Genomic DNA, 14,289 nt, shown 5'->3' with positions numbered 1-14,289 from the left:
ATCAGTTCAGCTCCTCGAAGGACTTGGTCTTCCGGAACGCGATCACCGAGATGGTGCCGACGATGATGAAGATCAGGATGGAGAAGGCGCTGGCCAGGCCATAGTCAGCTTGAGAGCCGACGAAGGCGACTTTATAGACCATGGAGATCAGAATGTCGGTGGAGCCGACGTTCACCCCGGCTGAGACGTCCCTGGGTCCGCCGCCGGTGAGCATATAGACCAGGTTGAAGTTGTTGAAGTTGAACGCGAAGGAGCTGATCAGCAGCGGAGCGATCGCGGTCAGCAGCAGCGGCAGCTTGATGGAGCGGAAGGCCTGGAAGGCTTTGGCACCGTCCACCTGGGCGGCTTCGGAGAGCTCTTCGGGAATAGCCTGCAGCGCGCCGGTGCAGACCAGGAACATATAGGGGAAGCCCAGCCACAGGTTGACGATCAGGATGCTCAGCTTGGCCAGCCAGGGGTCTGTCAGCCAGGGAATAGAGGCCCCGCCGAAGAGCACATTGTTGATGAAGCCGAACTCCTGGTTCATCATTCCGGCCCAGACCAGCGCGGAGAGAAAGCCCGGGAACGCGTAGGGCAGGATCATCACCAGCCGGTAGTACTTCCGGGACTTCATCCGCTGATCGTTGAAGACCATGGCCAGGAACAGGCCCAGGATGAAGGTGGTGGCCACAGAGAGGAAGGCGAAGGCAAAGGTCCACAGGGTCACATAGATGAGCGGACCGCGAATGGAGTCCTCAGTGACGGCTCGGATGAAGTTGTCGAACCCAACGTTGATCTGCCATCCGGGCATCAGCTGCTCTCCAGCCTCGGAGACGAAGGCGCCTTCTCCGGTGTCCCGGTAGACCTCACCGGTCTCGGTGTTGGTCATGGTGTCGGCGGCCTCGTCGTACACGTACCGGGAGGTGTACTGGTAGGCCCGCTGGCCGTCCTGGGTTCGCAGGTATCCGTCGTTGGGATCCTCGCTGATCGGGACCACCAGGTCAGTGACCTCCTGCTGCCGGTTGAGCAGCTCGGCGAAGGGCAGTACGTTATAGCCGTCCACGGAGGTGACCCGCCCGTCCTCGACCACCGCGCCCTCAGCGGGCTCCAGAGGCTCTTCATCAGCTCCGATGAGGGCCTCTCCATCGGCTGTGACAACGGCGAAATAGAGCTCTTCCGAGGCCAGCAGCTCTCCGGACTCCTCAAGGACAGAGACCTGGTAGGTGGGGGAATCGGGCACCCGGTCCTGGGTCTGGAGCATGATCGCGTGGATCGCGTGGTCCTTCGTGGAATTGTGGCCGGTGCCGTAGTTGGTGAAGGCGACATAGCCGGAGTAGAGCACCACGAAGATCTGGAAGATCAGCAGAAAGACCAAGCCCGGAGCCAGGTACTTGGCCGGTAGGGCGCCGCGCTGCAGGTAGATCCAGGTCAGGGCGGCGCCACCGACCACCACCAGCGAGCCGACGAACCATCGCTCATTCATGAAGAGGACCAGGGCCGCATAGACCGCGGTGGCGCAGAGCAGGCCGAGGACCACGATCTTGAACAGGATGAGCTTCCATCCTATAGATGTGGCGTCAATGATCTTGGCCGCCTGCCGCTGACGCCGGGTCAGCTTACTCGCCTCCCGAGGGGGCGGCCCGCTGGTGGTGGTGTGCTCAGGCATGGACTACTCGATGGCCCCTTCGATGTCCTCAACCATCTGCTCCCAGAGCTGGGCCGGGTCACCGTCACCGTTGATGATCGCAGCCTGGGTAGCGCCCCAGAAGTCCCAGACGGCACCCATCTCCGGGATGGAAGGCATCGGAACAGCCTCAGCCCCGACTTCGCCGAAGCCTGCCACAATCTCATCATCGGCCAGTGCCGCATCGAAGGCCTCCGTCAGTGCCGGGGCGCGGCCACCGACCTCATAGAGTGCCGTCTGCACCTCAGGGGAGCCCACGTAGTCCACCAGGAAAGTGGTGGCAGCCAGAGTGTTCTCACTCTGTGACGAGAGGAAGAATCCCTGCACTCCGGCAAAGGGCTGCGCCTCAAGATCACCGGCAGGGGGAATGAAATCGACCTCCACATTGATCCCTGCCTCCTGAGCGCTGGGCACGTTCCAGGGTCCTGTCAGCTGGAAGGCCGCCGCCCCGTCGTTGAAGGTCTCTTGGGCCAGGTCACCGTCAATATTGGTGTTCAGCACGCCGGCTGAGCCCTGCTCGGCCAGCCAGTCAGCAAACTCCAGGCCACCCTCGTTGCCCAGCTGCAGATCCTCGGGATCGTAGCTGCCGTCCTCGTTCTGCCCGAAGACCGGTGCCCCGTAAGACATTTGGAAGGGGTAGAGGTGGTACGGATCTGCGGCCTGCGCATGGAGGCCTACGACAAACGGATAGTCGGCCCCGGAGTCCTCGCCGAGCTCGATCATCTCGTCGAAGGTCTCCGGCGCTTCGTCAACCAGATCAGCATTGCGCAGCAGGGCGATGTTTTCGATGGAGTAGGGAACCCCGTAGACCTGGCCGTCATAGGACCACGCCTCGATGGCGACATCCTCGAAGTCGTCCACGGCATCGCCAAGCTCGACCGGTGCCACCACTCCGTTGGTGACGAGGACGCCCAGCCAGTCATGTGCTCCCACCGCGATGTCCGGGCCCTCACCGGTGGGGACCTGGGAGACGAACTGGTCGCGGATCTCCCCGAAGTCCTGCTGCACCAGGTTGACCGAAATTCCAGTGTCGGCCTCAAACTCCTCTGCCGCATCGGCCAGCACGTCGGCACGGTCTGCATCGACCCAGACCGTCAGATCCCCGGAAGCCTCCAACTGCTCGCCGTTGTCGCCGCCGTTCTCCTCCGGCCCGCCGTTCTCGGCTCCTTCGCCGTCCAGTTCGGGGGCCTCCTCCCCGCCGTTGCCTCCGCAGGCGCTCAGTGCCAGGGCGGAGATGCCGAGCACCGCGGTCAGGCGGAACAGTCCTTCTGACGTCGTCCTCATGGTGTGCCTCTCTGTGAGTCGGAATGCTTGCTCTCCGAGTGATTGAATGCAAGCGCTTCCAGTATGACTGGAAAGTGTGACCCACGCAACTAGTCACCATCTCGCGTTTCTCCGGTAGTGGCATATGGAATCGCTTCCATATAGGGTGACCCCATGACCTCACACCATGACGTGCATCACGAACAAGTGTCCACAGCTGGTCGGGAGTGGTGGCGCAGTGCGGTGATCTACCAGATCTACCCGCGCTCCTTCGCCGACTTCAACGGCGACGGGCTGGGCGACCTGCCCGGAATCACCGCACGGCTGGACGAGCTGCAGGAGCTGGGCGTCGATGCGGTCTGGCTCAGCCCCTTCATGACCTCCCCGCAGAAGGATGCCGGCTACGACGTTGCCGACTACTGCGATGTGGACCCGATCTTCGGCACCCTGGCGGACTTCGACCGACTGCTCGCCGCAGCCCACGCCCGGGGCATCCGGGTGATCGTCGACCTGGTGCCGAACCATTCCTCCGACCAGCATGAGTGGTTCCAACAGGCCCTGAAAGCTGCACCCGGCAGCCGAGAGCGAGGCCGCTACATCTTCCGTGACGGCAAAGGGGAGAACGGCGAACTTCCGCCCAACAATTGGCAGTCGATCTTCGGCGGACCCGCCTGGACCCGGATCACTGAGCCGGACGGACACCCCGGCCAGTGGTACCTCCACCTCTTCGACTCCTCCCAGCCAGACTTTGATTGGTCCAATGAGGAGGTCAAGGAGGAGTTCCGCCGCATCCTGCGATTCTGGCTCGACCGGGGAGTGGACGGCTTCCGGGTGGATGTGGCTCATGGCTTGGTCAAGGACCAGGAGTTTCCCGACTACACACCTGATCCGGAAGCGGCCTCCATGGGCGGGGAGCAGACTCCGGCACCCTACTTCGAGCAGCCCGGTGTGCATGAGGTCTACCGGGACTGGCGCAGAGTTTTAGAGGAGTATGACGGGGACCGGGCGCTGTGCGGAGAGGCCTGGGTCTCTTCGGTGGAGTCGATGGCCCAATGGGTTCGGCCTGATGAGATGCATCAGACCTTCAACTTCGAGTACCTGCTGGCCCCCTGGGAGGCCGGGGAGCTGAGAGACATCATCGACCGGTCCATCTCCGCGTTCACTGCAGTGGGTGCCCCCAGCACCTGGGTGCTTTCCAATCACGATGTCGTCCGCCACGCCACGCGGCTCTCCCTCACGGAGGAGAACCCCCAGGGAACAGGAATCGGCCCAGACTTCCCCGGAATTCCCGACCACCGGGACGCAGTGCGGCGCGCTCAGTCCGCCACAGCGCTGATGCTGGCGCTGCCCGGCTCCTCCTATATCTACCAAGGTGAAGAGCTGGGCCTGGACGAGGTGCACGATCTGCCCGATGAGGCCCGGCAAGACCCGACCTGGTTCCGCACCCAGGGGCAGAAGTATGGCCGGGACGGCTGCCGGGTGCCGATACCCTGGGCGGCTGAGTCCCCAGCTTTCGGGTTCAGCCCCACCGGAAAGTCCTGGTTGCCTCAGCCGCAGCGCTGGCAGCAGCTCGCCCGTGATGCCCAACAGGCTGATCCGGCCTCCACGCTTCACCTGTATCAGCAGCTGCTTCGACTGCGCCGGGAACTCGGTCTGGGCGCCGGACAGTTGGAGTGGTTGGACGGATACGACAGGGGAGTCTTAGCGTTCCGGAACTCAGCAACGACCATCATCGCCAATATCAGCGCCTCCCCGTTGGAGCTTCCGCGGGAGGCTGAGCTGCTGATCGCCAGCGCGCCGCTGGAGAATGGGCGGCTTGGGACTGATACCACAGTATGGTTGAGGCAGTAGGCGTTCGGCGTTGTATGAGAGGGGCGCAGTGGTCAGTCTGGATGAGGTCGCCCGTGCCGCGGGAGTCTCCTCGGCCACAGCCTCCCGTGCCCTGAGCGGGAGGGGGCACGTCTCCCCGGCCACCCGGCAGAAGGTCAATGAGGCAGCTGAGTCTCTGGGCTACGTCGTCTCCTCTGCGGCATCCTCCCTGGCCTCCGGGCGCAGCCGGAGCATCGGAGTGATGGCTCCGGACCTGCACCGCTGGTTCTTCAACTCCGTGCTGTCCGGCATTTCCGACACTCTCACCAGAGCAGGGTACGACCTGACCCTCTACAACGTCACCAATGACCCACAGCTGCGGCGGGAGATCTTCCGGGCCTTCCTCCGCAGGAGGCGGGTCGACGGCGTGATTGTGGTGGCTCTGGAGCTGGACGAGTGGGAGACCGAGCAGCTGGGGAGCCTGGGACTGCCGGTGATCGTGCTGGGCGGCCGCCCCCGGGCGCTTCCGGGCATGGCCATCGATGACCAGGGGGTCACCCGGCTGGCCGCTGAGCACCTGCTGACCCTGGGGCATCGGAAGATCGGCTATATCGGCGGTGACCATGCCTTCGATGTGGACTACCATGTGCCCACTCAGCGCCGGGAGGGGTTCGACCAGGCAGTGGAGGCCTACGGGCTCGACCCCGCAGATTCACCCGCCGGGGTCGCAGACTTCACTATCCCCGGCGGCTACCGTGCGGCCAAGCAGCTCTTCGGCACCCCCGGGGCCTCATTCACCGGTCTGGTGGCTGCCTCAGACGAGATGGCCATCGGCGTGATGCTGGCAGCCAAGGACCTTGGCGTGCAGATTCCGCAGCAGGTCTCAGTAGTGGGCGTGGATGGCCATGAACTCGGCGGGCTCTTCGGCCTGACCACTGTGGACCAGCATCCGGTCGGCCAGGGCCGCACGGCGGCCGAGCACATCCTGGGCCGGGTGGACGGCCAGGGCAACGGAGACTCAGACCTACCCTTCGAACTCGTCGTCCGTTCCAGCACCGCCGCCCCTGCTGAAGTCGAACCATTCTGAGCGGCTCGACTTCAGCAGGATGGGCTTGCTACTCACTGACGAATACTGTGGCGGAGCGCGCCGGGGCTGTCACAGTGCCAGTCGATTCGTCGAATTCTGCCCCAGCGAAAACCGGGTCGACGGACTCCTGAAGCACGGGATGCAGCTCGAGTGAGGTTCCGCTGAGGTCCTCGACGGACTGTTCCACCACTTCGTCAGTTCCGTTGAAGACCACTACCACCTCTTCAAAGGCATCATCCAGGCCACGCATATCGATCACCATGGTGATGACACCGGGAGTCTCGTTCTCCCCGGAGAGCGGGAAGCTGACCCGTTGCTGCACTTCCTCGGCTGACCCAAGACTGAACGCCTGGGTGGAGTTCGCAATCCGTAGTTGCTCTAAGAACCTGTCCTTGCTGAACTCGATATCTTCACAGCTGGGGGCCTCAACTGCGTTGAGCGTCTCCTCGGCATAGGGCCACTTTTCCTCTGTCGTCCAGGCGGGGGGCAGTCCCGCGCCGAATCCGTTTGTCGAGGGCCCGAACTCGTCGCTTGCCCCGCAATTCCAACGAATAGCGTTGAACCAGTCGCCGGAATCGTAGGAATCCCGGTCCAACGACTTCGATCGCATCAGCTCTGTGCCCGCGGTGTAGAACCCGCTGCCCTGACTCAGGGTTGCCAGTGACAGGTTGAAGATCTGCATCCGGGCGCGGTCCTCGCCTGATACCTCATGGTTGAGCTTATAGGCCAGGATGTCGAAGAGAATCTCATTGTCGTGGGCATCCACATAGTTGACCGTCTCACCCGGCTGCTCGGCGTACCCCGCAGGTGCCCCGTTGTAGTCGAGGTCAGCACCGGTTGTCTGCTGACCGTCAGAAGCGATGAAGCTGTAATCAGCGAGGTTTCCTACGAGTCCCATTTTTACCAGGTCTCCCGCATGCAGCAGTTCTCTGAGCTGCTCCTCCTCATCCCCGTCGATATCTGCAGCATTGGGCTGGCTGAGCAGGCCGGTGCCGAAGCCTTGGCTGCGGGGGTCTTCGTCGAAGGGTCCACCACCATGGGCGGCATCACGCATGCGGTCGTTGAAGGTTCCGATATCGGTCCCGCCCATATTGGACTGAGAAGCCTGCTCGAAGAGTGCATCATTCTCCACCTCGCCGAACTCCCACCCCTCACCGTAGATCAGGATCCCCGGGGCGATGTTCTCCAACGCCTCTTGAACAGCGAGAATGTTTTCCTTCGGATGGTGGCCCATCAGGTCGAAGCGGAACCCGTCCACCTGATACGCCTCCGCCCAGAGTTCCACGGACTCCACCACAAATTTGTCGAACATCACCCGCTCAGGAGCCGTGTTCTCGCAGCAGGTGGAGCGCTCAATCTCTCCCTCGGGATCGTAGCGGTGATAGTAGCCGGGGACTATTCGATCGAAGACCGACTTCTCCCCGGTTCCCGAGGCATGGGTGTGGTTGTAGACGACGTCGTTGACTACTCTCAGGTCGAGCTCATTGAGCGCCATCACCATCTCCCGGTACTCGATGATGCGCTCCACACCCTCCGGTTCGGTGGAGTAGGACCCTTCCGGCACGTTGAAATGGAACGGATCGTAGCCCCAGTTATAGGCATCCTGCTCTCTGACCTCAGCGATGCACTCCTGCTGCTCCGGAGAATCATGCTCAAAACTGGCGAGATCACAGTCCGACTCAGCAGCATCCACCCCAGGAATGGTTGCGATGTCATATGTAGGCAACAGATGGACATGGGTAATACCAGCATCGGAGAGGTCGATCAGATGCTGCACCGCACTCGACTCATTCTCACCGAATGCCCGATATGTGCCTCGAAGCTCCTCCGGCATGCTGTTGTCGGCCACGGAAAAGTCTCGAACGTGAACCTCCCAGATATGGACAGCCGCCGGGTCGACAGGCTCAGGGCGCACAAGTTCCTCCCACCCTTCAGGAGCGAGATCGTCATCATCAAGATTCACGATCTGGCTGCGGGTAGAGTCAGCTGTTAGGGAGACTGAATAGGGATCCGTCACAGAGTAAGTCTCAGTCTGTTGGCTATCCGGGTGCCATACTTCCACCCGGTAGGTGTAGTAGAGCCTGTCCCACCCGGAATCGCCCTGAAGCGTCCAGATCCCAGTGGCAGGGTCGTAATCCATCTCATGGGCCGTCGGATCACTTTCCGGCGTCTCGTAGATCTCCAGTTCAACCTGATGAGCAGTGGGGGCCCACACAGCGAAAGTGGGAATGCCGTCTTCCCAGAGGAGGCCGAGGTCAGTTTCCACGGCGGAGGCGTACAGATCGTCGAGTACAGGCCCCGCCTGAACTCCTGTGGCGAACTCCGTGGTTTCGTCTTCCCTGTCCACGACAGCCAGCGATTCTCGGAGGGCCGCCTGAGGATCCAGGCTCTCTGGAACGGTGAACGTCTGGTATCCGGCATAGCGTTGGCTCTCTGCCACCTGCCCCGCCTCCAATACTCCCTCCGGAGCGAGTGGATATGCCTGAGTACCACCGACTACCAGCTCGAGGTCGCGATCCCTGCTGCTCTCCTCATCGAGGGCAATCGTCCTAGCGTCCAACCAAATCGCCCGGCGGTCTTCCACCGAAATGTCTAGGTCAACAGACTCTGGCGATCCATCTTCTTCTGAATCGCTCCCTGCGCCACCTTCAGAAGGGCTACATCCGGTGATCGCCAAGATCGCAGCCATCCCTAACCCCCAGAACTTTCTACGCGGTGGACTGAACAGTCTCATTTCCCTTGCTCATCCTCGATTCGACAATCATTGTGGAAGCGCTTGCATATTTGCTTGTGAGAAGTGTCACACAGTGTTATGTTGTGAAGCAAGCCTTGCGGAGAAGTTTCGACCAGCATGCGCAAAGGGATTCCAAACCTTTCCGAGAATAACAGTGTTCATGCCGCATCACTAGCGAGAGGAATGTCATGAGGGGCGTTAATCTGAACTCAAGATGGTCGAGCCAGGAAAAGTGGAAGCGCTTCCGGACAGTGTTCGCAACTGCAGCCGCGAGTTGTCTCATCGGCGGGTCCTTCGTCGTATCCTCTGATGCTCCGGCGGAGGCCGATATTGTCCCTGCGCAGACGGAGGGTGACACCACAGCAGTTCTCTTCCAATGGCCCTGGGATGCTATTGCTGAAGAATGTGTCCATACACTGGGTCCGGCCGGCTATCGCTATGTGCAGACCTCACCGGTGCAGGAGCACATTATGGGAGATGAATGGTGGGTCCACTACCAGCCGGTCAGCTACCAACTGGAGTCGCGACTGGGGTCACGCGAAGAGTTCGAAACAATGGTCCAGACCTGCAACGAGGCAGGGGTCGAGGTCATTGCCGACGTCGTGATCAACCATATGACCGGCCAGCAGGAGGGAACCGGATGGGCTGGGACGGAGTTTACCCACACGGACTATCCCGGCACCTACGGTCCGGAGGACTTCCATAATCACGGGTGCGAGATACAGGATTACAGCAATCGCTGGGAGGTGCAGGAATGCGACCTGCTTGGACTGGCCGACTTGTACACCAGCTCCGAGGCTGTCCAAGAGACTATTGCTGCCCACTTGGAGGACTTCATCAGCATCGGTGTGACTGGGTTCAGGGTGGATGCAGTCAAGCACATTGCTTCAGAGGACCTTGAGGGTATCTTCAGCCGAACACAGGGACTGGATGATGTGTATATCGTTCAAGAGGTCATCCGGGGATACGGCGAGCCCATTGAGCCTGAGGAGTATCAGCACCTGGGGGATGTCCACGAATTCACCTATGGCCGCACTCTGAGGCAGGCGTTCCAAGCCGGTGACCTGGCCTGGCTCCTAGAGGGGCAGGGGATCGGGGAAACCTGGGACGGATTCATCGCATCCGACTCCGCCGGCACCTTTGTCGACAACCATGACACGGAGCGCAACGGTGAGACTCTCAGCTATAAGGATGGCGAGATCTACGAGCTGGCTCAAGCGTTCACCCTCGCCTGGCCGTACGGCAGCCCCGCAGTCCACTCTGGATACCAGTTCGAGGGGTTTGACGACGCTCCTCCGCTCAACAGTGATGGAACCGTAGCCGACCCCAGCTGCGGTGAGGGCACGTGGACCTGTATGCATGCCCGCACCTCCATTACGGGGATGGTTGATTTTCGAAACGCGGTGGGGGACGCGGGGGTGACCAACCAATGGACTAATGACAGCGACGCCATCGGGTTCAGCCGTGGTGACAGCGGCCACCTGGTGCTGAACCGCGGAACCAGCTCCGTGGAAGAGACCTGGCAGTCGGATCTTCCCGCAGGTGAGTACTGCAATGTCTATCTGGGGCCCCCGACCGACACCGGCTGTGCGGCGGAAACGATCACTGTGGCTGAAGACGGAACGTTCAATGCCACTGTGGGCCCGGATTCAGCCGTCGCTCTGCATGTCGGGGCCATGGCTGGAACAGGGGAGGAGCCCACAGTGAACCCCGCAGATCCGCACAGGCGCGCCTCTATCTACTATCCCGCTGAATGGGAGAATCCTCATATTCACTATCAGATAGGCAGTGCGGAGTGGACCGAGGTGCCTGGCATCCCTATGGAAGATGCCTGTGAGGGGTGGGCCGTGATTAACCTCGATCTCGGGACTGAGCGAACAGTCACGGCAGCTTTCAACGACGGGAGTGACTCCTGGGACAACAATAATGACAGCAACTACGTATTCGGCCCTGGTGAGACGTACCTGGCCGATGGTGAGCTGCACCGCGGGAACCCTTGTGAGGAGGAGACGCCTGAGCCAGAAGGAGACGCTGACCTGGTGCTCTTCTACGCCACCGAGTGGGAGTCCCCGAACATCCACTTCCAGGTGGGTGATGGAGAATGGACAGACGTTCCGGGTGTGCCCATGGCAGAAGCCTGCGAGGGTTGGTTCGTCACAGAGATTCACCTCGATGGGGCGGAATCCATTACGGCCGCACTGAATGACGGCCGGGAGGACTGGGACAACAATGAGGGCCAGGACTATACGATTCCGGCAGGAGTGCATCAGCTGTCAGGTGGTGAGTTGACCGCAGGCGACCCCTGCGAGGAAGAGTCGGCATCGCCGAGCCCAGATGAAACCCCCGACCCTACTGAGCCGTCGATCGAGGATCCAGCTGGAGATGATGGGGATCTTGGAGAAACTCCCGTACCAACTGAGCACGCAGGTACTCCGGACCCAACCAGTGACGGCAGTGATCAGGCCACTGCGGACGGAGAGGAAAGGGATCTTGCCGCTACTGGATTCAGGGGGACTGCCGTCGTGATTATCGCCGTGCTTCTCATCGCTGCCGGCGCAGTTGCCCTGCTCTACCGCAAAGGTCGTGCTGGCCGCCCCTGACTACGCGGCGGCGCCGTAGTCGGAGGCCGGCGGCGGCCAAAGGGCGGCGCGGGGCAGCCGGCGCTGCGGATTCTCCACTGTGGTCAGGGTGAATCCTTGGGTTTTGATGTTGTGGTGCTTGCGGCATAAGGCTCTCAGGTTCGCTGCGGAGGTCGGCCCCGCCGGCCAGGAGATCCGGTGGTCGATGTCCCCACGCTCAGCGGGCAGGTGGCAACCCCCGGCGCAGCAGGTTCCGTCACGCAGGATGATGTGCTCGCGCAGCAATTTTGGAACCTGATACCCGGAGTAGGAGGCTGCGGCGATGTTGAACTCCACCCCAGTCGGTCCGTAGAAGTGCTCTCCAGGTGCCTGTTCGGGCGGAAGCGGCTCATCGGTGATGTACATGCAGTGCCATCGTCGGCGGATATTTGGGCTCCGAGCCAAGTACCGGACGACCGGAGCGGGGACCGCTGCCTGCCGGTTGGCCGTGATGCCCGGTCGCTGAGCATCCTCGGTAAGGGTCTCGATCGGCACCAGCAGACCGATCTGGGCCTCGAACGCTGTGTGCCCATCAGGTGCCGCTCCACCGAGAATCCAGGCAGCCAGCAGATCAGCTTCCCGCTGGGCCAGCGTCCGGGTGTCGCCCTCCTGGTACGACTCGGCCAACTGGGGTGCCAGTGACCACTGTTCGGCTTCGTATGACATCTGGTCTGCCCCGAAAAGGTCGCTCGGGACCGGCTCCGAGGTGTCATAGAGCTCCTGGCCGAAGCTGCCGAGGACCGGTCCCGGGGCCTCTGGCCGGCGGCCGGCCAGCTTCGGCTCGGCCAATGCTGCGCTCACTACATTGTGCGGAATCCGCTGTGTATGGGATCGTGCGACGGCGGCGAGCCGGCGGCTGACAGCCTCCGCCACCAGAGTCGGCAGCCGGGCCGTTAACACGCTCATGCCCTCAAGGTCTTCACAGGGGCGGACGCTGACGAACCGCTGCGCTGTATTGCGGGCGCATTCCTCTGCGTGGCTCTGTGGATCTTCAACAGCAGTGAACCGGCCGAGCCAGGCCTCGAGCTGCCGGGGCCGCATCCGTGCCGCAACAGCGGGGACTTCCGCATCCAGCCGGAGAAGCTTCTCCGGAGCAGTCTCATGCAGGCGTCTGGCCGCGGTGGCGATCTTGGCCAGCGCCAAGGTCGTGATGCGCAGGCTGGTGAAGAACTCCCAGACCGTGGGCAGCTCCTCCCTGACGAGCGCGGCATCCTGATAGGTCTTCTCGGTACGGTATTCAGACCAGCCCAGTGCCTGGGACGCATAGGTGATGGCAGCGTCCTTGGCTGTGGCCTCCACCTCCCGGTAACGCCGGTGCTGCTCCGCCCTTGGGACGAGTTCACCGGTGCGCCAGCGCTCGGAATCCTGAAAGCTCTCGACGTAGTCCAAAAGCCCCTGCACGGCTTCATGCTCAGCCCGCCGGGCGGCCACTGCCCAGCCGCGCAGCCGGGCACTTGCCGGATCGTCCATCGTAGGAAGGCAGTCACCCAGAGGCGGCACGGCGCTGCTGTGCGCACTCTCCTGTTCCGCCCCGCCGCGGCGACGGAAGCTTCCCCAAGCCACTGGTGTGTTCTGCGTCATACTCCGAATCTAGCAGCGGGCACGGACATCAAAAATGTCCGTTGGACAGGCCCCGGCCCAGCTGCCGGTCAGAGTCCGGAGCGGTGCAGAATCAGATCACGCCCTGGGCGATCATGGCGTCGGCAACCTGGGTGAACCCGGCGATATTGGCCCCCACCACGTAGTCGCCGGGCACTCCGTACTCCTCAGCGGTGTCGGCGCAGCGGGCGTGGATGTTCTCCATGATCTCGGAGAGCCGCTGCTCGGTGTAGTCGAAGCTCCAGGAGTCCCGGATGGCGTTCTGCTGCATCTCCAGGGCCGAGGTGGCGACCCCGCCTGCATTGGCCGCCTTGCCCGGGCCGAAGAGCACCTCAGCCTCCCGCAGCTGCCGGATGGCCTCCGGGGTGGTGGGCATATTGGCTCCCTCAGCCACTGCCCTGACCCCTGCTGAGATGAGTGCGGCGGCGTCGTCCGCGGTGAGTTCATTCTGGGTGGCGCAGGGCAGGGCCACGTCCACCGGCGTGCGCTCGGCCACCGCCCACACCCGCCTGCCCTCCAGGTACTGGGCTGAGGGCCGGGCCTCGGCGTACTCGCTGATCCGGCCGCGGCGGACCTCCTTGACCTCCCGCAGCAGATCCAGGTCGATGCCTTCGGGGTCGTAGACGCTGCCGGCAGTGTCGGAGGCGCCCACGACGGTGCCGCCGAGCTCGGCGACCTTCTCGATCGCGTAGATGGCCACGTTGCCCGAGCCCGAGACCAGCACTTTGGCCCCGTCGAAGGAGCTGCCCTGGGTGGCGAGCATATGCTGGGTGAAGTACACCGTGCCGTAGCCGGTGGCCTCGGTGCGCACCAGGGATCCGCCCCAGGTGATGCCCTTGCCGGTGAGCACACCGGACTCATAGCGGTTGGTGATCCGCTTGTACTGGCCGAAGAGGTAGCCGATCTCCCGGCGGCCGACCCCGATATCGCCGGCGGGCACATCGACCCGGTCGCCCAGGTGCCGGTAGGCCTCGGTCATGAACGACTGGCAGAACCGCATGATCTCGGCATCGCTGCGTCCCTTGGGGTCGAAGTCGCTGCCGCCCTTGCCGCCGCCGATGGGCAGGCCGGTCAGCGCGTTCTTGAAGATCTGCTCGAAGCCCAGGAACTTCACCGTGCCCAGCAGCACGCTGGGGTGGAAGCGCAGCCCGCCCTTGTACGGGCCCAGCGCCGAGTTGTACTGCACCCGGAAACCGCGGCTGATGTGGACGTTGCCCTGATCATCGGTCCAGGGGACCCGGAAGATGATCTGCCGCTCCGGTTCGCAGATCCGCTCCAGGATGGAGGCCTCCACGTACTCGGGATGGCGGGAGAGCACCTGCGGCAGCGAGTCGAAGACCTCCCGGACAGCCTGGTGGAACTCGGACTCGCCCGGGTTGCGGCTGATGACTTGCTCGTAGACCTTCTCGATCCGCTGGGTGCTGGGGCTCACGCAATTCCTCTCCGGTCAGTTTCCACAATGTGGAAACATGCTATCTGCTGAGCCGATCCGGGTCCGTGCCGTATCAGATGCTGA

Annotated in this window: 8 protein-coding genes; 3 read left to right on the top strand and 5 right to left on the bottom strand. The window is 62.6% G+C overall.

Annotated features, from left to right (window positions below):
- Position 1: 1 nt before the first annotated feature.
- Together GNZ21_RS13605 and GNZ21_RS13600 are read right to left on the bottom strand one after the other, a co-directional pair.
- Positions 2-1,645 (bottom strand): ABC transporter permease subunit, encoded by a 1,644-nt coding sequence (locus tag GNZ21_RS13605; protein WP_157325242.1) that lies wholly within the window; start codon positions 1,643-1,645, stop codon positions 2-4.
- Between the two features lie 3 nt (positions 1,646-1,648).
- A complete protein-coding gene (locus GNZ21_RS13600) occupies positions 1,649-2,947 on the bottom strand; it encodes a sugar ABC transporter substrate-binding protein (protein WP_157325239.1) in 1,299 nt (432 codons plus the stop codon).
- A 153-nt stretch (positions 2,948-3,100) separates the two neighbouring features.
- Between GNZ21_RS13600 and GNZ21_RS13595 the strand changes: the two genes are divergently transcribed.
- Together GNZ21_RS13595 and GNZ21_RS13590 are read left to right on the top strand one after the other, a co-directional pair.
- Positions 3,101-4,777, top strand: a complete 1,677-nt coding sequence (locus GNZ21_RS13595; protein WP_157325237.1) for a glycoside hydrolase family 13 protein — start codon at positions 3,101-3,103, stop codon at positions 4,775-4,777.
- Positions 4,778-4,805: 28 nt separating this feature from the next.
- Positions 4,806-5,822: a LacI family DNA-binding transcriptional regulator gene (locus tag GNZ21_RS13590; RefSeq protein ID WP_188503463.1), complete on the top strand. Its 1,017-nt coding sequence runs from the start codon at positions 4,806-4,808 to the stop codon at positions 5,820-5,822.
- 28 nt (positions 5,823-5,850) lie between these two features.
- On the opposite strand, the gene GNZ21_RS13585 is transcribed toward GNZ21_RS13590, so the two are convergent.
- The gene (locus GNZ21_RS13585; protein ID WP_229659368.1) at positions 5,851-8,511 is read right to left on the bottom strand and encodes an alpha-1,6-glucosidase domain-containing protein; all 2,661 of its coding nucleotides are present in this window, start codon (positions 8,509-8,511) and stop codon (positions 5,851-5,853) included.
- A 515-nt stretch (positions 8,512-9,026) separates the two neighbouring features.
- Between GNZ21_RS13585 and GNZ21_RS13580 the strand changes: the two genes are divergently transcribed.
- Complete coding sequence (locus GNZ21_RS13580; protein WP_188503449.1) at positions 9,027-11,156, top strand: carbohydrate binding domain-containing protein; 2,130 nt, start codon at positions 9,027-9,029, stop codon at positions 11,154-11,156.
- On the opposite strand, the gene GNZ21_RS13575 is transcribed toward GNZ21_RS13580, so the two are convergent.
- Both GNZ21_RS13575 and gdhA read right to left on the bottom strand, forming a co-directional pair.
- Positions 11,157-12,755 (bottom strand): HNH endonuclease, encoded by a 1,599-nt coding sequence (locus tag GNZ21_RS13575; protein WP_157325228.1) that lies wholly within the window; start codon positions 12,753-12,755, stop codon positions 11,157-11,159.
- A 91-nt stretch (positions 12,756-12,846) separates the two neighbouring features.
- Entirely contained in the window at positions 12,847-14,205 is a 1,359-nt protein-coding gene (gene gdhA / locus GNZ21_RS13570; protein ID WP_188503450.1) for an NADP-specific glutamate dehydrogenase, read from the bottom strand.
- Positions 14,206-14,289 lie beyond the last annotated feature (84 nt).

It is taken from the genome of Nesterenkonia alkaliphila (assembly GCF_009758175.1).
GTDB classification, from domain to species: Bacteria; Actinomycetota; Actinomycetes; order Actinomycetales; family Micrococcaceae; genus Nesterenkonia; species Nesterenkonia alkaliphila.
The sequence above is the reverse complement of the archived record's forward strand: the minus strand, read 5'-3'. Positions and strand labels throughout refer to the sequence as shown.

Bases quoted from the DNA above. Each gene is read 5' to 3' on its own strand.
- GNZ21_RS13585 (WP_229659368.1), bottom strand. From the start codon at position 8,511: ATGGCTGCGATCTTGGCGATCACCGGATGTAGCCCTTCTGAAGGTGGC.
- GNZ21_RS13605 (WP_157325242.1), bottom strand. From the start codon at position 1,645: ATGCCTGAGCACACCACCACCAGCGGGCCGCCCCCTCGGGAGGCGAGT.
- GNZ21_RS13580 (WP_188503449.1), top strand. From the start codon at position 9,027: ATGGGAGATGAATGGTGGGTCCACTACCAGCCGGTCAGCTACCAACTG.
- GNZ21_RS13595 (WP_157325237.1), top strand. From the start codon at position 3,101: ATGACCTCACACCATGACGTGCATCACGAACAAGTGTCCACAGCTGGT.
- GNZ21_RS13575 (WP_157325228.1), bottom strand. From the start codon at position 12,755: ATGACGCAGAACACACCAGTGGCTTGGGGAAGCTTCCGTCGCCGCGGC.
- GNZ21_RS13600 (WP_157325239.1), bottom strand. From the start codon at position 2,947: ATGAGGACGACGTCAGAAGGACTGTTCCGCCTGACCGCGGTGCTCGGC.